The organism is Bradyrhizobium hipponense (assembly GCF_008123965.1).
Lineage (GTDB): Bacteria > Pseudomonadota > Alphaproteobacteria > Rhizobiales > Xanthobacteraceae > Bradyrhizobium > Bradyrhizobium hipponense.
The window spans coordinates 179,480-198,518 of record NZ_VSTH01000019.1 but is presented as its reverse complement, the minus strand read 5'-3'; the positions used below and the strand labels follow the sequence as shown (position 1 = coordinate 198,518).

14 protein-coding genes are annotated in these 19,039 nt (G+C 62.6%); 7 read left to right on the top strand and 7 right to left on the bottom strand.

What is annotated here, in order from left to right:
* Positions 1-21 precede the first annotated feature (21 nt).
* The 6 genes from metG to FXV83_RS07095 all read left to right on the top strand — a co-directional run bounded on the left by metG (position 22) and on the right by FXV83_RS07095 (position 6,661).
* Positions 22-1,977, top strand: a complete 1,956-nt coding sequence (metG, locus tag FXV83_RS07120) for a methionine--tRNA ligase (protein ID WP_148738481.1) — start codon at positions 22-24, stop codon at positions 1,975-1,977.
* Between the two features lie 10 nt (positions 1,978-1,987).
* Entirely contained in the window at positions 1,988-2,764 is a 777-nt protein-coding gene (locus FXV83_RS07115; protein WP_148738480.1) for a TatD family hydrolase, read from the top strand.
* A 13-nt stretch (positions 2,765-2,777) separates the two neighbouring features.
* Positions 2,778-3,575 carry an MBL fold metallo-hydrolase gene (locus FXV83_RS07110; protein ID WP_148738479.1) on the top strand — a complete coding sequence of 266 codons (798 nt, stop codon included), beginning with the start codon at positions 2,778-2,780 and terminating at the stop codon, positions 3,573-3,575.
* Between the two features lie 153 nt (positions 3,576-3,728).
* Entirely contained in the window at positions 3,729-4,328 is a 600-nt protein-coding gene (locus tag FXV83_RS07105; protein ID WP_148738478.1) for a TRAP transporter small permease, read from the top strand.
* Positions 4,329-4,330: 2 nt separating this feature from the next.
* On the top strand, positions 4,331-5,644 hold the full coding sequence (locus FXV83_RS07100) for a TRAP transporter large permease (protein WP_148738477.1): 1,314 nt from the start codon (positions 4,331-4,333) through the stop codon (positions 5,642-5,644).
* A 39-nt stretch (positions 5,645-5,683) separates the two neighbouring features.
* Positions 5,684-6,661 (top strand): TRAP transporter substrate-binding protein, encoded by a 978-nt coding sequence (locus tag FXV83_RS07095; protein ID WP_148738476.1) that lies wholly within the window; start codon positions 5,684-5,686, stop codon positions 6,659-6,661.
* A 71-nt stretch (positions 6,662-6,732) separates the two neighbouring features.
* On the opposite strand, the gene FXV83_RS07090 is transcribed toward FXV83_RS07095, so the two are convergent.
* The 5 genes from FXV83_RS07090 to FXV83_RS07070 form a co-directional block, all read right to left on the bottom strand.
* Positions 6,733-8,382 (bottom strand): acyl-CoA synthetase, encoded by a 1,650-nt coding sequence (locus FXV83_RS07090; protein WP_187435725.1) that lies wholly within the window; start codon positions 8,380-8,382, stop codon positions 6,733-6,735.
* A 20-nt stretch (positions 8,383-8,402) separates the two neighbouring features.
* The gene (locus FXV83_RS07085; protein ID WP_148738475.1) at positions 8,403-10,292 is read right to left on the bottom strand and encodes a TRAP transporter large permease; all 1,890 of its coding nucleotides are present in this window, start codon (positions 10,290-10,292) and stop codon (positions 8,403-8,405) included.
* 15 nt (positions 10,293-10,307) lie between these two features.
* Positions 10,308-11,327, bottom strand: coding sequence for a TRAP transporter substrate-binding protein (locus FXV83_RS07080; RefSeq protein ID WP_148738474.1), 1,020 nt, complete (start codon positions 11,325-11,327; stop codon positions 10,308-10,310).
* Between the two features lie 549 nt (positions 11,328-11,876).
* On the bottom strand, positions 11,877-13,544 hold the full coding sequence (locus FXV83_RS07075; protein WP_187435724.1) for a tannase/feruloyl esterase family alpha/beta hydrolase: 1,668 nt from the start codon (positions 13,542-13,544) through the stop codon (positions 11,877-11,879).
* A 162-nt stretch (positions 13,545-13,706) separates the two neighbouring features.
* Positions 13,707-14,612 carry a crotonase/enoyl-CoA hydratase family protein gene (locus FXV83_RS07070; protein ID WP_148738472.1) on the bottom strand — a complete coding sequence of 302 codons (906 nt, stop codon included), beginning with the start codon at positions 14,610-14,612 and terminating at the stop codon, positions 13,707-13,709.
* 93 nt (positions 14,613-14,705) lie between these two features.
* Between FXV83_RS07070 and FXV83_RS07065 the strand changes: the two genes are divergently transcribed.
* The gene (locus FXV83_RS07065) at positions 14,706-15,320 is read left to right on the top strand and encodes a TetR/AcrR family transcriptional regulator (RefSeq protein ID WP_235939328.1); all 615 of its coding nucleotides are present in this window, start codon (positions 14,706-14,708) and stop codon (positions 15,318-15,320) included.
* 67 nt (positions 15,321-15,387) lie between these two features.
* Here FXV83_RS07065 and mdoH read toward each other — a convergent pair whose 3' ends face one another.
* Together mdoH and FXV83_RS07055 are read right to left on the bottom strand one after the other, a co-directional pair.
* Positions 15,388-17,508, bottom strand: a complete 2,121-nt coding sequence (gene mdoH, locus FXV83_RS07060) for a glucans biosynthesis glucosyltransferase MdoH (RefSeq protein ID WP_148738470.1) — start codon at positions 17,506-17,508, stop codon at positions 15,388-15,390.
* A complete protein-coding gene (locus FXV83_RS07055) occupies positions 17,496-18,968 on the bottom strand; it encodes a glucan biosynthesis protein G (protein ID WP_148738508.1) in 1,473 nt (490 codons plus the stop codon). The genes mdoH and FXV83_RS07055 overlap by 13 nt, the downstream gene beginning before the upstream one ends.
* Between the last annotated feature and the right edge of the window lie 71 nt (positions 18,969-19,039).

The following is a 19,039-nucleotide window of genomic DNA, read 5'->3' as shown; positions in this document are numbered from 1 at the left end:
AAGCCGGTAAAGGAATTCGTGGTGGCCACGCGAGCTAAGAAAACCGTCAAACACAAGAGCGGCAAGAAGGCTGTTAAGAAAGCCACGAAGAAGCTCGCGAAGGCGCGCGCCCGCAAAGCCGTGAAGAAGACGAACAAGACCAAGGCGGCCGCCAAAAAGCGCACGAACAAGACCGCAGCGAAACCTGCAAAGAATGCAAAGAAGGCTGCGAAGAAGCAGGTCGCCGCCAAGAAGGCCGTGACGAAGAAGGTTGCCGAGACGACTGCCAAGAAGCCGGCGAAGGCCCCGACAAAGACGGCGGCCAGGAAGGCGGGGACGACCGCTGCCGTGGCGCCGGCTCCCGTCGCCGCACCCCGAGCCGCCAGGCCGAACGCGCCGCGCGCGCCGAAGGCAGTTGCCGCGCCGAAAGCCGCGCCGCCCATTGCGACACCTGCACGCGACAACGTCTTCTACATCACGACTGCAATTGCCTATCCCAATGGCACCCCGCATATCGGCCACGCCTATGAGGCGATCGCGACCGATGTATTGGCGCGCTTCGCGCGGCTCGACGGCAAAGACGTGTTCTTTCTTACCGGTACCGACGAGCATGGCCTGAAGATGATCCAGACCGCGCAGAACGAGGGGCTCGCCCCGGCCGCACTCGCCGCTCGCAATGCCGGCCGTTTCAAGGCGATGGACCAGCGTCTGAACGTGTCGTTCGATCGCTTCATCCGCACCACCGAAGAGCAACACCATCGCTCCAGCCAGGAGATCTGGCGGCGCATGGCTGCGAACGGCGACATCTATGCCGATACCTATGCCGGCTGGTACTCGGTGCGGGACGAGGCGTATTACGCCGAGGATGAGACGCGTGTAAACGACGACGGGGTGCGAATTGGGCCGCAGGGCACGCCGGTCGAGTGGGTCGAGGAGAAGAGCTACTTCTTCCGCCTGTCGGCCTATCAGGACAAGCTTCTGAAGCTCTACGAAGACCATCCCGAATTCATCGGCCCGGACTCGCGCCGGAACGAGGTGGTGAGCTTCGTACGAGGCGGCCTGCGCGATCTCTCGATCTCGCGCACTACCTTCGACTGGGGCGTCAAGGTGCCCGGCGATGAAGCGCACGTGATGTATGTCTGGGTCGACGCGCTCACCAACTACATCACCGGCATCGGCTTTCCCGACGAGAACGACAAGAACTGGCGCTACTGGCCGGCCGACGTGCACATCATCGGCAAGGACATCATCCGCTTCCACGCGGTCTACTGGCCGGCGTTCCTGCTATCGGCCGGCATTCCGCTGCCGAAGCGGGTCTATGCCCATGGCTTCCTGTTCAGCAAGGGCGAGAAGATGTCGAAGTCGGTCGGCAACGTCGTCGATCCCTTCAACCTCGCCGACCTGTATGGCGTCGACCAGATGCGCTATTTCTTCCTGCGCGAGGTGCCGTTCGGCCAGGACGGCAACTACAGCCATGAGGCCATCGTCGCGCGCATCAATGCCGATCTCGCCAATGATCTTGGCAATCTCGCGCAGCGCTCGCTGTCGATGATCGCCAAGCAGTTCGCTGGCGTGCTGCCGGAGCCGGGTGCGTTCAGCGACAACGACAAGGCGATCCTGTCGCAGGCCGACGGCATGCTGGCGGTGTCCCGCGAGGCAATGGCGACTCAGCAGATCCACCACTGGCTCAGCGCCGTGTGGGCCGTAGTGGCGGAAGCCAACCGCTACTTTGCGGGCGAAGCGCCGTGGGCGCTCGCCAAGACTGATCCTGTCAGGCAGAAGACCGTGCTCTACGTCACCGCGGAAGTCGTGCGCCAGATCGCGATCCTAGCCCAGCCGGTGATGCCGACCGCTTCGGGATTGCTGCTCGACAGCCTCGGCATCCCGGAAGGAGAGCGCACCTTTGCCGCGCTCGGCGGCACGAAGCGGATTGCGCCCGGCACGACGTTGCCGGCGCCGACGCCGGCTTTCCCGCGCTACGTTGAGCCGGCGGCCTGAGGTTCGCGCGATGCTGGTCGACAGCCACTGCCATCTGGATTTTCCGGATTTTGCGGACGACATCGACGGCATCGTCTCACGCGCGCGTGCGGCTGGAATCGGCCGCATGGTCACGATCTCGACACGGGTGCGTCGGCTAAAGGACCTGCTCGCCATCGCTGAGCGCTACGACGACGTATATTGCTCGGTTGGCACCCATCCGCATAACGCGGATGAGGAGGACGGGATTTCGCCGGACGAGCTGATCGCGCTGACGCAGCATCCCAAGGTCGTCGCGCTCGGGGAAGCCGGGCTTGACTATTTCTACGACAATGGCGCGCCAGAGGCGCAGGCGAGGGGCTTTCGCAGCCACATAGCGGCCGCCCGCGCGACCGGCCTGCCGCTCGTGATCCACACCCGCGAGGCAGACGAGGATTGCGCCCGCATCCTGGAAGAGGAGGCAGCAAGCGGATCGTTTCGCGCGGTGCTTCATTGTTACACGGGCGGCCGCGAACTTGCGTTGAAGGCAGTATCGCTCGGGCTGTATATCGGCTTCACGGGCATCCTGACCTTCAAGAAGTCGGAAGCGCTGCGCGCGCTCGCGGCCGAACTACCGTCGGGTCGCATTCTGGTTGAGACGGATTCTCCCTACCTTGCGCCCGGCAAGTTCCGGGGCAAACGCAACGAGCCAGCCTATGTGGTCGAGGTCGCCAAGGTGCTCGCCGAAACGCGCGGCGTGTCGCTCGAGGAGATCTCGCGCCAGACCACCGAAAACTTCTTCCGCCTGTTCTCCAAGGTGAAAGCTTAAGACCGGGAGCCGCATGACACTGACGCTGACGATCCTGGGTTGCGGCTCCTCGGCCGGCGTGCCGCGCCCGGCGCTCGGCTGGGGCGCGTGTGATCCTGCAAACCCGAAGAACCGCCGCCGCCGCTGCTCGCTGCTGGTCGAGCAGGCCGCCGAGCACGGCACCACGCGGATCGTCATCGACACCTCGCCCGATTTGCGCGAGCAATTGATCGATACTAATGTCGATCACATTGACGCGGTGTTCCTGACCCATGAGCATGCCGACCAGACCCATGGCATGGACGATCTGCGCTCGGTCGTGCTGCACATGCGCCGGCGCATTCCGACCTATTTCAACCAGTCGACCGCCAAGGATATTATGGCGCGGTTCTCCTATTGCTTTATCTCGCCCGAGGGTAGCGACTATCCGCCCATCCTGACCCGCCATTCGATCGAGGCGGGCGAGAGCCAGACCATCCTGGGGAAGGGCGGCGCGGTGACGCTGACGGCATTCCTGGTCCAGCACGGCCAGATCCCCGCGCTCGGCTTTCGCATCGGCAACGCCGCCTATACGCCCGACCTCAACGACATCCCGCGCGAGAGCTGGGGCGCGCTGGAAAATCTCGATCTCTGGATCGTCGACGGCCTGCGCTACACTGGCCATTCCAGCCATTTCAGCATCAACGATGCATTGTCCTGGATCGAGCGCTTCAAGCCGAAGCGCGCGGTCATCACCAATATGACGGCCGACGTCGACTATGAGGTGATCAGGCAGTCGCTGCCGGCAGGCGTGGTGCCGGCCTATGACGGCCTGCGGCTGGAGACGCACTGAGCGTATCCGGCAGAAATTGTGCCGCAGGCCGGCATGCTCCTTGCTTTCGCGAGCCCCATCGTGTTGGTCTAACGTCTCAAAGACAGACGTTGGATGGTGGCGATAATCAAGCAGAACCTGCAATAACCGCCGGGTTCGATTGAGCCGCAGAGGATGGGGACCACGTTGGCAGGGCACGGCAACGATGCGGCGGCTGTTGGATTGGTTCGACGCACTCTGGACCTTCTCTATCTTGGCGCGGGCTACACAGCAGGCGTCTTCCTGGTCGCGATCTTCGCGATCATGATGATCATGTCGATCGGGCGGCAATTTGCCCTCAACATTCCCGCCGGTGACGATTTCGCATCGTGGTGCATGGCTGCGATGGCTTTCCTCGGACTCGCCCACACCTTCAAGCGCGGCGAGATGATTCGCGTCGGTCTGCTGTTGGAGAAGTTGCACGGGCGAACCAAGCAGGTTGCGGAGATCGTGGCGCTCGGTATTGCGACGGCCTTCATTCTCTACTTCACCCGGCACGCCGTGCAGATGACCTACGACTCCTGGCGCTTCAACGATGTGGCGCAGGGCGTGGTCGCGCTCCCGCTCTGGATTCCGCAGCTCCGCTTTGCCGGCGGCCTCGTCATCCTCTCCATTGCGCTCATCGATGAGTTGGTAAGCGTCATCCGCGGGAATCGGCCGAGCTATGAGAAAGGCTCTCCGGACGAAACGCCCGACGAATTCATCGAGCGCATCTCGCAGGGCGGCGGAGGTTGACAATGGCCAATCTCGGCATGATCGAACTGTCGTTCATTCTGCTCGGCGTCATGATCCTGTTCCTGGCGAGCGGTGTCTGGATCGCGGTTTCGCTCGGGCTCGTCGGCTTCGTCGCGATGGCGCTGACCACGAGCCTGCCGCTCGGCACGGTGCTTGCGACAACCACCTGGAGCGCGAGCGCGTCCTGGACTTTGGCCGCCTTGCCGCTGTTTATCTGGATGGGAGAGATTCTGTTCCGCACCAAATTATCGGAGGAGATGTTCCGTGGCCTGTCGCCCTGGGTTCAGTGGCTGCCGGGACGGCTGACGCATGTGAACGTGATCGGCTGCGGTATCTTCGCGGCGGTGTCGGGTTCTTCGGCTGCGACCTGCGCGACCATCGGCAAGATTGCGTTGCCCGAGCTCGACAAGCGCGGCTACGACAAGGGCCTCAGCCTTGGTTCGTTGGCAGGCTCCGGCACCCTTGGCCTGTTGATTCCGCCGTCGATCCCGATGGTGGTCTACGCGGTCACGGCGAACGTTTCCGTGCTGCAGGTGTTTTTGGGCGGCTTCCTGCCGGGGGTGCTCGTGATGGCGCTCTATTCCGGCTACATCATCATCTGGTCGGTGCTCAATCCCAAGAAGATTCCGCCCCGCGATCCTCCGATACCGTTCCGGCAGAAGCTGCGCGAGTCGGCGCGGCTCGCGCCCTGCCTGCTGCTGATCCTCGCCGTCTTCTTTTCGCTCGTGCTCGGCTTTGCGACGGCGACCGAGTGCGCCGCCTGGGGCGTTACGGGTGCGCTGCTGCTGGCGTGGTGGAGCGGCACGCTCACGCGCAAGAACTTCCTAGAAAGCATCATGAGCGCGACGCGCCTGACCTGCATGATCATGCTGATCCTGGCAGGTGCCGCCTATACCACGGCGGCAATGGCCTATACCGGTATCCCGGCGGCGCTCGCCACCTGGGTCCAGGGGCAGGAGCTGACACCCGGCATGCTCGCGCTGTATCTGAGCATCATGTACATCATTCTCGGATGCCTGATCGACGGCATCTCGATGATCGTGCTGACCGCCGTCATCGTGCTGCCCATGGTCAGGCAGGCCGGGCTCGATCTGGTCTGGTTCGGCGTCTACCTCATCATTCACGTCGAGATGGCGCAGATCACGCCGCCGGTTGGCTTCAACCTGTTCGTGCTACAGAATATGAGCGGTCGTGATACCTTCACCGTCGCGCGGGCGGCGTTCCCGTTCTTCGTCCTGCTGCTCGCCGCGGTGTTCATCATCACGGAATATCCGCAGATCGTGCTGTTTCTGCCCAAGCTCGCGTTTCCCGACTGATCGCGCCAGGCTATCAATTTGACCGTGAGGAGAAGTCCGATGAAGTCTCGTTTATTTCGCGCAAGCCTGATCGCCGGCGTCTTGTTAGCCACGACACCGGCCTTGGCCCAGACCAAATGGAATCTGCCGGCGGCATACCCGGCCGACAATCCGCACTCGGAAAATCTGGTCGCCTTCGCCAAGGACGTCGAAGCCGCCACCTCGGGTAAGCTCGTGATCACCGTTCATCCGGGCGCCTCGCTGTTCAAGGCGCCCGACATCAAGCGCGCAGTGATGACCGGGCAGACCCAGATGGGTGAAGTGCTGCTGTCGATCCACGAGAACGAGGATCCGGTCTTCGGGATCGACGTCGTGCCGTTCCTTGCGACGAGCTTCCCGGAGGCGATGAAGCTGTATCAGGCCTCCAAGCCCGCGATTGCAAAGAAGCTCGACGCGCAGGGCGTGAAACTCCTGTTCGCCGTGCCGTGGGCGCCGCAGGGCGTCTATGTCAACAAGCCGCTCGCCACGATCGAGGACATGAAGGGCCTGAAATGGCGGGCCTACAACGTGGGGACCGCGCGGATCGGCGAACTGGTCGGCGCCCAGTCGGTAACGATCCAGGCCGCCGAGTTGCCGCAGGCGCTTGCGACCGGCGTGGTCAATTCCTTCATGTCGTCGGGCGGCACGGGTTATGATTCGAAGGCTTGGGAGTCCTTGAAATACTTCTACGACGTGCAGGCCTGGATTCCAAAGGACTACACCTTCGTCAACAAAGCTGCGTTTGAGGCGCTCGACAAGCCGACCCAGGAGGCCATCCTCAAGGCAGCCGCAACGGCGGAAACGCGCGGCTGGAAGGCTTGGGAAGAGAAGGCCAATTGGTACATCGATCAGCTTAAGGCCAAGGGCATGACGGTCGAGCCGCCGAGCCCGGCGCTGAAGGCGGGCTTCCAGAAGGTGGGCGAGCAGCTCACCGCCGACTGGCTCAAAAAGGCCGGCGCCGACGGCCAGGCGCTGGTCGAGGCGTATAAGAAGATGTGAATTGGAACAGAGCTAGAAGCGCGGAGTCTATCCGCGCTTCTAGGTGAAGGCGCTCGCGACTGATGCTCGGCTCACGCCGAGATCGCCTTGGCCGATCCCACCTCGTTGCGCAGCAGGAACTTTTGAATCTTTCCCGTCGAGGTCTTCGGGATCGGCCCGAACACCACGGCCTTCGGTGTCTTGAAGCCCGACATGTGGCTGCGGCAGAAGGCGATGATCTCGGCCTCCGTCGCGCTGGCGCCGTCCTTCAACTCGACGAAGGCGCAGGGCACCTCGCCCCATTTGGGATCGGGCTTGGCGACCACGGCGGCAAACAGCACAGCCGGGTGCTTGTAGAGGATATCTTCGACCTCAACGGATGAAATGTTCTCGCCGCCTGAGATGATGATGTCCTTGGAGCGGTCCTTGATGATGACATAGCCGTGCTCGTCGAGGACGCCGAGATCGCCGGTGTGAAACCAGCCGCCTTCGAAAGCTTCCTTAGTCGCCTTCGCGTTCTTCAGGTAGCCCTTCATCACGATGTTGCCGCGGAACATGACCTCGCCGATAGTCTCGCCGTCGCGCGGCACTTGCCGCATGGTCTGCGGATTGATGACGGTGACGGCTTCCTCGAGCGGGTAGGACACGCCCTGCCGGCGCTTCATTCGCGCGCGCTCGGCGGCAGGGAGGTCGTCCCAGCCCGGCTGTTCGGCGCAGACGGAGGCGGGGCCGTAGACTTCGGTCAGTCCATATACATGCGTGAGCTTGATGCCGATGTTTTCCGCACCTTCGAGCACGGCGACCGGCGGTGCGGCGCCGGCGATCAGGCCGACGACGCGGCGGGCCGCATCGCCTTTGGGAGCATCGGGCGCGTTGATCAGCGTGTTGTAGACGATCGGTGCCCCGCACATGTGGGTGACGCCGTGCGTCTTGATCAACTCGAAGATCTTCGTGGGCTCGACCTTGCGCAGGCAAACGTTGACGCCGGCGGCCGCCGCAATGGTCCATGGGAAGCACCAGCCGTTGCAGTGGAACATCGGCAGCGTCCACAGATAGACCGGATGCTGGCCGAGTTGGCCGGCGAGGATATTGCTGACGGCGTTCAGATAGGCGCCGCGATGATGGGTGACGACGCCCTTGGGATTTCCAGTTGTGCCGGAAGTGTAACTCAGCGCGATCGCATCCCATTCGTCGTTGGGCTGGATCGCGATGAAGTCCGGATCGCCCTGCGCGACGGCCGCCTCATATTCGATCTCGCCAATGCGTGCACCGCCCTTGAAAGCGGCGTCGTCGACGTCGATCACCAACGGTTTTGGTCCGCTCATCTGCGACAGCGCATCGGTGATGACACCAGAAAATTCGGGATCGACCAGAATGATCTTGGCGCCGCCATGATCGAGCTGAAACGCGATCGAGGGCGCGTCGAGGCGGATGTTGAGCGCGTTGAGCACGGCGCCGGTCATCGGCACCGCGAAATGGGCTTCGTTCATCGCCGGGATGTTCGGCAGCATCACAGCGACGGTGTCGCCGACACCGATACCCTTGCCGGCGAGATAAGACGCAAAGCGCCGGCAGCGCGCGTAGGTCTGCGCCCAGGTGAAGCTGCGGCCTTCATAGACGGTGCTGACGTGGTCGGGGTAGACGGCGGCGCTGCGCGCAAGGAAGCTCAGCGGGCTCAGCGGGACGTAGTTGGCGGGGGTCTTGTCGAGGCCGATATTGTACTGGTTCTGCCGCTTGCTCATCGACACCTCCTCAAAGCGTCTCAAAGGAAACCGATCGAGATCCAGGGGAAGATCGCGACGATGATCAGTCCCACCAGCAGCGCCAAGAGATAGCCCCAGATCGGCCTGATGCCCTCGGCCGGATCGACGCGTCCGATGGCGCAGGCGGCATAATAGCCGACGCCGAAGGGCGGGGCGAATAGTCCGATACCCATCGCCAGAATGATCACCATGGCGTAGTGCACCTCATGCACGCCGACGGCGCGCGCGATCGGAAACAACAACGGCCCGAACAGCACGATCGCCGGAATGCCCTCCAGCACGCTGCCAAGGATGGTGAAGGCCAGGATCGAGACGGCGATGAAGCTCGCCGACCCGCCCGGCAATCCGGTCATGGCCGCCGCCAGTGAGCGCGAGAAGCCGGATTGGGTCAGGCCCCAGGCCATGCCGGTCGCCGTGCCGATGATCAGAAGGATGGCGCCGGACAGCGCCGCGGTCTCGACCAGCATCGGAAACAGCCGTCGCCAGTCGAAGCGGCGATAGACCAGGAGACCGACGAGGGTGCCGTAGACGATGCCGATGGTGGAAACTTCGGTCGCCGTCGCGATGCCCTCGACCACGGCGTAGCGGATCACGAAGGGCAGCGCGAGTGCGGGCAGGGCGATGATGAAGGTCTTGCCGATCTCGGAAGCCTTGGCGCGGCGGACGTGGCTCATGTCCTCGCGGCGGTACCGCCACCGCACCAGCATGCAGAGCGTGATCGCGAGCACCACGCCGGGCAATAGGCCGCCGGTGAACAGTGCGGCGATCGAGACGCCCGTCACCGAACCGATGGTGATCAGCACGAGGCTCGGCGGAATGGTCTCGGTCTGAGCGCCGGTCGCGGCGAGGAGGGCGACGAGATCGCCGGGGCGGGCGCCGCGCTGCTTCATTTCCGGGAACAACACGGGGGCAACGGCGGCCATGTCGGCAGCCTTGGCGCCGGAGATGCCGGAGACCAGATACATGGCCCCGACCAGGACATAATGCAGGCCGCCGCGGACATGGCCGAGCAGGCTCGCCAGGAACGCCACCATGGCGCGGGCCATGCCGGTCATCTCGATCAGCAGCCCCAAAAACACGAATAGTGGCACCGAGAGCAGGATGAGGTGGCTCATGCCCTCGTCCATCCGCCCGACCAGCACCATCACCGGCGTCCGCGTTGTCAGCGCCAGATAGCCGAAGATGGCCAGGCCAAAGCCGAACGCAATGGGAACCCCGGCAAAGACGCAGAAGCCGGCGACACCGACGAAGAAGATGACGAGGTTGAGATTGCCGAGCGGCCGCAAGGCCGGCTCCGCCAGCCAGAACAGGCCGATCACGACGGCAACCGACACCACGGCGGCCGCAACCATCCGGTAATCGGCCGCGCGCATCAGTCGCAACAGCGCAAACGCCGCCATTAGGCAGATGCCGGCCGGGAGCGCGGCGGCGCGCCACATATTCGAGATCTGGAGCGCCGGCGTGGTGATGTAGCTTTCTTCGTAGGCGTAGTCGTAGGACGGCCAGACGACCAGCGCCAGGAACGCCAGCGCGGCGCAGGTTGCGACCAGATCGAGCCAGGCCCGCATCGCCGGCCTTGCGCTGGCGACGATCGCAGTCATGCGCATGTGCTCGGAGCGGCGGAACGCCACGGCCGCGCCCAGCATGGCCAGCCACAGGAACAGGATCGAGGCGAGCTCGTCGGACCAGATCAGCGGCCGGTGCAGGCCGTAGCGCGCGACCACGCCGGCAAACAGGATCACGATCTCGGCGACCACCAAGATCGCCGCCGGGATTTCGACGATGAGGCCGAGCGCGCGTTCCGTTGAGGCCAGCAGCGAAGGTCGGCGAGGGGACTGAACAGTCGCCTCGCCCGCCACCCCGGTCACCTCAACCTCGATATGAGCCATGACGGCCCCGATGCGTTACGACAGCTTGCCGACGGCCTTTTCCAGGAGGTCCCAGGCCTGATCGCCATATTTGCCTTTCCACTCGGCGTAGAAGCCGGCCGTGCGCAGCTTGTCGCGGAACGGCGCCACCGTGGGCTGGTTGAAGGTCAGGCCCTTAGCCGCGAGCTCCTGCTGCAGATTGGCGTTGAGCTTGGCGGTATCTGCGCGCTCGTTGATGGCGGCGGCATTGATGTTCTTGGCGACGACCTTGCGGATATCCTCCGGCAGCTTTTCCCAGGCGCGGCGGTTGGCCAGGAACCAGAAGCCGTCCCACATGTGGTTGGTCAGCGAGCAGTATTTCTGCACCTCGTAGAGCTTGGCGGTCGAGATGATCGCCAGCGGGTTCTCCTGGCCCTCGACGATCTTGGTCTGGAGCGCGGAATAGACCTCGCTGAAATTGATCGAGGCGGGCGCTGCATCGAACGCCTTGAACATCGAGGTCCACAGCGGCGACACCGGCACGCGGATCTTGAAGCCCTTCAGGTCGTCGGGACCGGCGATCGGCTTGCTCGAGGACGTGGTCTGGCGGAAGCCGTTGTCCCAGATCTTGTCCATGACCTCGAGACCGGCCTTCTTGATCTCGCTGCGGACGTAGCCGCCGAGGTCGCCGTCCATGGCCTTCCAGACCGTGTCGTAGTCCGGGAATGCGAAACCTATGCCGTTGATCGAGGCCGCCGGCACCAAGGTCGCCAGGATCAGGCCGGACAGCGTGAAGAACTCGACGCCGCCGGAACGGATCTGGCTCAGCATGTCGGTGTCGGAGCCGAGCTGGTTGTTCGGGAAGATCTGGAGGTCGAACTTGCCGCCTGTCTCGCTCTTGATCGCCGCCGCCATCTCCTTGGCGCGCACGTTCAAAGGATGGGTGTCCGGCAGGTTGTTGGCGTATTTGTAGGTGAACTCGGCGCTCTGGGCGCGTGCCACATGGGGCGCGCCGATGCCACCCATGACCGCAGTCACGGCGGAGGCCTTGAGAAGCGTGCGTCGGGAAAAGCTCATGGGTCTGCTTCCTCGGAAGGTTTGTTTTTGTTGTGAGATGCAAACCTATACGGACGTCGGGTCAGAAGGTCATCTGCGATCTCGCGAGGCTTCGCTTATTGCAGCCGGACAACGTCACGGCAATATCGGCTTTCGGAGCGATGGGCCGGGATTCAAAATGTGAAAACAACCCCATGCACAGTAGCCGTCAAGAACTGGGTGGCGATCGAGGCGCAGCGCGAAACTGGCACCCGAGCGAAGGTGCCGTAGCAGGAGTTTTGGCTAAATTATTGATCTGATTGTATATAAATATATTCCATAATATACCTTATGCGAATCATGACGTAGCTCGTGGATGATCACCGCCCCCAGTGTCGTTCGTGTTTGATTTTGTCCCTGAGGCGCTGCTCGGGGCACCCAAACCGGGCTGCTCATCAGTCGTGGGCGGAGCCATTTGCTGCCCGGTGTCGGAAGCCCTGCCCGTCTTCGAAGGCGCGCAGTCCGGCTCCGACCTGCGTCGGGAGCCGCGCCCACTATCTGGCGCTGTCGGCACCAGGATTTCTTGACGGCTCACGGCACCGACGGCGTGCACCGATAGCTTTCCGCTTGCAGGCGGTCACCGGACGTGTAGTGCGGATAGTTCGGATAGCGGCACATCGGACGTGAGCCCAACAGCTTGAACGGCGGCGAGGTCTCCTTGACTATCTGAACCAGAGCATCAGGCGGCGCCTTGCCATCACTCACCCAGCGGTCCAGGGGATCGAGCAGATCGACCATGGTTGGCACCGGGCTGCCGTCGGTGACGCTGGCTGCTGCACCGCCATGGGTCGAGGCGGGTGAAATAAACAGGCGCGCCGATCGATCGACCGTCGCCTGCCCAACCCGTGCAGAAACCGAACTGAAGTAGTTGATCGCGGCCAAAGGACTCAGTGCAAGGTCGCCGGTGTTGGAGCGCATGATCAGCTTGCCGCCGCGTGCGAAAAACGCCGACAGATCGGGATTGGTCGAGTCAAGCAGTTCCGATAGCTCGCGAAGGCGGTCGCGAAAATCGTTCGGATCGAACGTGCTCGGATCGAAGTTGGCGTCCCTCGCCACAAAGAATCGAACAAAATTCGCAGCATAGAGCCAATGGATCGAGGAAGTATTGATGTCGACGGCCGCGTTCGGTGCCGCCGTCCCTGTGATCCAGCGCACCATGTGCGAGCTGCGGCCATCCGGCGTGATCTCGTTGCCGTAAAGCCATTGCGGATAGGCTGCGAGCCCGTTTGGTACCGGGAACGGCAGTTGATAGGGAGAATGGAGCGCCACGACTGTCGCGATTTGTGCATCGGACAGGCAGGTTTCACCGCTCTCACCGCCGTTCGGACAGCGCAATTCCTTCAGATCAACATGCGAGGGACAGGCGAGATAGTTATTGACGACGCCGTCGACCAGCCCGTCCAAGGCGTCACAACGATCGGCGACGAATTTCGCAAACATGCCGACCTTGGCAGGCGGTATCCATCCGCCATGGAGCTGCGGCATCTCGTGATGCAAAAAGGCTCCGCCCACTGTTGACAGCTGAATGGCGGGCACGACGCTGACGATGCCGTCGTAGTCGGCCGGGAAGCGCTGCGCCATCGTCAGGCCTTCGCGCCCACCCTCGGAGCCGCCGAAATAATACACCCGGGACGGCGGCTGTCCGTAGAACGCGCGTGTCACGTTGACGCTGACGTCCTTGACCTTCTTGTAGGACGCATAGGCGTAGTTCACGACCATCTCGTCATTGAGGCCGAACTGTCCGATGCTATTTGACGCAAACGCTGACGCCTGATGGCCCGAATCGGTTCCGAAGGTCACGTAGCCGCGCATCAGCGGTAACGGATCGTCCGGTGCAGCATCGCGCAACGGCGCAAGTCCGGTGATCAGCGTGCCGTTGTAGCCGCCACCGCCGTACTGCACTGCCTTGCCGTTCCACGCAATCGGCAGATTGATCTGGAAATTGATCAATTGCGCCGCGGGATCGACCGGCGCAATGCTGCCATTTACCCTGCAAAACACGGGCGTGGCCGGCGTGGTCGTGGCGTTAGCGGCAACAATCGTCGCGGAAGCAATGCTGGCCTCCCCGCTCGGTAGTCCAATCGACGCTGCGGGAATGACACGGCCGGCGAGCGTCGGACACGTCGCCTTGAGCTGCTCGGCACTTGGCAAGGCCGCCAGGGCTTTCTCGGCGCAGATCGTCTCACCGCCCACGAGCATCGAAGTCGCAAGCAATGTCATTCGGAATGGTAAGCTGTATATCATCTGTTCCCCCCTATTTTCGTTTCCGCCTGCGACGATCCGAGAGGGTGCCTACGCCGATATTGCGCAGCATTAGCCACCTGTTCTGACGACGCGATCGCGCCGACATCGATCGCGCTCCTAGCGGCCTCGATTGCGGCCATCCATTTCGTTGATCAACTTGCGCGCCTCGTCGCGTTCCGGAATCGGGCGCCCGCTGTCGCGCCACTCGATCGCAGCCTTGAACCCGTGCTTCTGTGCGTAGCGCCTGAACCACAAGCCTTCCGGATTGTGACGCGTGATGCCATCGAACAGGGTCGCAAGCGACTGCGTCTGTTCGAGGCCCATGTTCAGCATGACCTGGTTGACAACCATCTTGTGCATGGCGAGGTGGCTCTTTGGCACGCCGGCGATCCGGTGCGCGAGCTTTCGCGTCGCCGCCTCCAGCTGCTCCGCCGGAACGCAGGCGTTCGCTAAACCCCACTCCGCCGCCGTCCGGCCGTCGATCATGTTACCGGTGAACATCATCTCCTTGGCGCGAGAAGGTCCGAGCTTGAACGTCCACATTGCGGTGGTAGGACATCCCCAGACGCGCGTCGGCATGTAACCGATCCTCGCGTCCTCGGCCATCACGATCAGGTCGCAGCAGAGCGCGATGTCGCTGCCGCCGGCGACCGCGGCGCCGTGGATCTTGGCGATCGTCGGCTTTGAGCACTTCCAGAGGCTCATGAAGTTCTCGGTGTTCTTCTTCATCAAGGCGTAGTCGACCATCGGGTCCCAGAGCTCGCTCTCCTGCTGGCAGGGGTGCTCGACGTCGCTCTCCGCGTAGGTGACAAGGTCGTAGCCGCCGCAGAATCCCTTTCCGGCGCCTTCGATCACGATGACGTGCACGTCGTCGTTCTTCTCCGCCCACTCGATGGCGGTCCGGATCTCTCCGGGCATCGCATCGTCGATGGCGTTGAAGCGTCCGGGGCGGTCAAGAACGAGACGCGCGATGCGGGGAGTGTCTTTGTGGACTGCGATGCTGAGGGTCGAAAAATTCGGCATGGGATGCTCCCGGAGGCCAGAAACAGTCAGCATTGACTGTAGCACCTGCCCTGATACAGTCAACGCTGACCGTCGCGGAGAGATATGCCCAGAATGGCGAAGACCGCAGGCCCGGTCGGAGGGGCCGAGACCACGCGATCGCGGATACTCAACGCCGCTGTCGAATGCCTGATCGACACAGGCGTCGCCGGCACGACGACGCTCGCCGTACAGCATCGGGCGGAAGTCAGCCGCGGTGCCCTCCTCCATCACTTCCCGACGCACGCCTGTCTGTTGGCCGCGAGCGTGGCCGAACTGGTCCGCCGTAACGAGAGGGCCGTGTCGCAAAGCCGCGCCGGAACCGGTCCGGCCGATAGCCTGGTGGCGGCCGTCGGGGCGCTCGCCTTCGCCGCGCATCAGCCGGCCTATCTCGCGGAGCTGGAGCTGTGGGCGGTCGCACGCACCGACGCGGCGCTGAAGCAAGCCTTGATCGCGGCCGAACGCGGCGCGGGGCGCGATCTCGAGCGAGTCTACTCCCAGCTGTTTGGCGAGTGGAGGGATTGCGAAGCCTATGACGAGGCGGTGACGCTGACGCTGCATTTCATCAGAGGGCTCGCGATTTCCGAGAATCTCAGCAGCTCGGCGGGTCGACGCGAGCGTCTGGTCGCCGTCTGGGTCGATGCGATGCGGATGCTGCTCAAAACAAAAAAGAAGATGCGGCCAAAGTAAGGAAACGAGGGCGCATTGAGCAGAATCGCCATAATACGGCGAAACTAGGCTGCCGCGGAAGCAGTGGTCACTGCATTCTCATGACCTGCTCAAGGGCGACCCGGTGCTTCAGCACGGCAAATGTCTCGCGTGCGCTGAGGCTGGCTACGACCTCCTGGAAACTGTCGCTTTGCTCGATCTTGGCACGGGCAATCGCGAGGTCCACGTCGATCCATTGCGATTTGCGCGGCGGCGGCTCCAGTGACTCCATGTGCGCTCTCAGCAGCCCGGGGTTTTGCCAGAGCGCCAACAGAGCTCCGGGAACCTCGATCCGGGGCAAGCAGGCAAGCTCTCTCGCCTGTGTCAACACTGCCGGCGAGAGATTATCCTCCGGGGTCGCAAACAGGCGCGCCATTCTCGTTGGTGCCGACGTGACGAGTCCGATCGGAATGGCAAGAGCGAGGCCGATGATCACCGGCGACATCCAGAGCAGCAGCGGCAGCGAAACGGCGTAGGCACTTGCCGCCATCGCCATCCCGCACAAACTCGGGACGGCGAATTTGCGATAGACCTCCTCGCGTCTGATCCCGCCGTCGCTTCGCCGTTGGACCTGCCAGCCGGCATCACGCCCAAGCAGGATCTCCGCCACGGCGGTCGATTGAAAGATCATCATGGACGGAGCAATCAGTGCTGCAAGCAGGCTCTCGGCCATGACCGCCGCCAGGACGCGAAATCCGCCACCAAAGGCCTGCCGTTCCGCACGCTTCGTGAGCAGAACAAGATATGCCAATAGCTTCGGCAGAATGAGGAGCCCCATGGTCGCGGCAAAGACCCAGGCGGCAAGCACGGGATCCTGTGCGGGCCACGTCGGAAATAGTGCAAAACCTTTGGGAAAGTATTCTGGCTTGACGAAGTAGGCCTGCAGAGAGATGAGAATTCCGAGCAATAGAAACAGCAGCCACAGCGGGGCGGTCAAGTAAGAGCCGATCCCGGTCAACAGGTGAAGCCTGGATACCCAGTGCAAGCCACGGGCCGGCAGAACGGCGAGATGTTGGAGATTGCCCTGACACCAGCGACGGTCTCTCGCGGCAAAATCCAGCAATGACGGCGGCACCTCCTCGAAGCTGCCGCCCAGAGCGGGGGCCATGAAGATCCCCCACCCGGCCCGTCGCATCAGTGCCGCTTCGACAAAATCGTGACTGAGGATGTGCCCACCGAACGGCTTCCTCCCGCGCAGTTCGGGTAAGCCCGCCTCCTGCGCGAAAGCCTTCATCCGGATGATGGCATTGTGTCCCCAATAGTTGCCCTCGGAGACGTGCCACCAGGCGTTCCCAGCAGCGATCAATGGGCCGTACAGACGACTGGAGAACTGCTGAAGCCGGCTAAACAGGGTGCGCGCATTGACGACGATGGGAAGCGTCTGGATCAGCGCGGCTTGCGGGTTTGCCTCCATCGCGTGCACCAGCCGAACGATGGTATCTCCGCTCATCAGGCTGTCCGCGTCGAGAATTATCATGCAGTCGTAGGCGCCGCCGAAGCGCCTCACCCATTCGGCGATGTTGCCGGACTTCCGAGCGGCGTTATCGGATCGGTGCCGATAGTAGAGACGGCCGGAACCACAGTTCCGCTGCAATTCCAGGAATGCAAGCTCCTCACTGATCCAGATGTCCGGGTCCGTCGTGTCACTGAGAAGAAACCAGTCGAACAACGCGGCATGTCCGGTCTCGCCGATCGACTCGTGCATGGCGCGGAGCCGGGCCGTGAGATGATGGGGATCCTCGTTATAGGTCGGCAACAGCATGGCCGTTCGGCCGGTGATCGCTGGCAGCGGGCCGTGGCTGTCGATTGGCAGCACATCCTGTCGGCGTCGCAGCAGCACAAAAAAGCCAGCCAGTGAAGACATGAATGAAAACGCGATCCAGGCGAGCAGCACGACAAATAGCGCAAGCACCATTCCTTCGAGAACGGTGACGCCGCCAACTTTGAGAACATCGTACATCTCAAAGGCGCCCCCAGCGGTAATCGCGATCGTTCCGCCAAAAATGAACAGGCGCCGCCCTGCAACCGCTCCGCTGGCCCGCTGTCGCGCCGGCTTTGCATCGGTGCTCCCGTCCAATCGACATGGCGGCATCGGGAGAGGCGTTTCATCCGGGAGATACCGAACGCTATGGTCAGACCCGAGCGCAGGCGAAGTCGTCAGGGCGCCCATCGGTAAACCCAAACTTCGGATAGGGGTTGATCGTCCTGCATCAAGACCGCCCTCAACTCGATCGGTGCATCCTTGACCGCGCATTGGAAGCTCAGGCGCCAGCCGCCGGTTTCGGGATTTGGCTGTGTGACCACATTGCTGATCTCGGATTTGCCCGCGCTGACGGCGCCCTTCACCTTGTCAGGATCGAGCTCCTTCAGCCTGTCGCCGGCAAGTTCGAGCACGAACAGCTTGCTGTCATCGCCACGCGTGCCGACTCCTGTGCGGGTGAACCGGGCCAGCGAATTGGGTTTCGGCACATCGGGACCCCAGTGCAGTCGATAGGTGTAATTGTTCTCGCTTTTGGCCGGAATGGCCGCTTTCGGACGCCAGAATGCCGCGATGTTGTCGTGAATTTCCTCCTTGGTCGGGATCTCGAAAAGGACCATGCTGCCCTCGCCCCAATCTCCTATCGGTTCGACCCAGAGGCTTGGCCGACGCTCAAAGCGCGATTCGATGTCCTCGTAGGCAAAGAAGTTCTTCTCCCGCTGCATCAGGCCGAAGCCCCGAGGGTTGAGATCATTGAACGTGCTGGCCTGCAGGTCGCGTGGATTGTTGAGTGGACGCCAGAGCTGCTCGCCCTTTCCGTTGAAAATCGCAAGGCCATCGGAGTCGTGCACCGCGGGGCGGAAGTCGTCGACATTCTGCCGATCGTTCGGACCGAAAAAGAACATGCTCGTCATCGGCGCAAGTCCGGCATGTTGCAGGTCGACCCGCGGATAGAGCGCCATCTCGACGTCGAAGACCGTGGTTGCGCCAGGCCTGATCGTGAATCGGTAGCTTGCCGTTGCACTCTTGCTGTCAAGCAGCGCGTGAACCACGATGGATGTGGCACCGGATGCGGGCTTCTCCAGCCAGAAGGCCTTGAAGAACGGAAACTCCTCTCCCTTGGCCTCGCCGGTGTCGATCGCAAGACCGCGCGCGGACAGCCCATAGGTCTCGCCTTTAGCAACGGCGCGGAAGTAGCTGGCGCCGAGAAAAACGCAAACCTCATCATAGTAGTCGGCCCGGTTCATCGGGGCGTGAACGCGAAAGCCGGCAAATCCGAGATCGACATCCGGCACCGGGCCGATCTTGTCGCCGAACGCAAAATCGTCGCGCCGGTACCGGATCGGCGTAGCTCGTCCACCCGAGACCTCGTAAAAGTCGACCCTGTTCTTGTAGAAAAAGCCGCGGTGGAAAAACTGGACCTCGAAAGGCAGTTTCTCGCTGCGCCAAAGCGCCCGCTCCGGCAGGAAGCGAATTGACCGATACTGATCGTAGTTGAGATCCTTGATTGCGTCCGGGAGCTTTTCCTCCGGTGCCTCAAACGGCTTACTCGCCATGTTGCGGGCTAGCTCGCGCACATAGGAGGCCCCGAACGGGACCTCCATCGCCAATGCCGCAGAGAATGCACCAGGTAGAGATGTCGCCAATGGCATCAATGCCGAGGCTTCCAAGAAATGGCGGCGGTTCAATTGTTCTTCCCGTTCAGTTTCGGACCGGCAAGGCA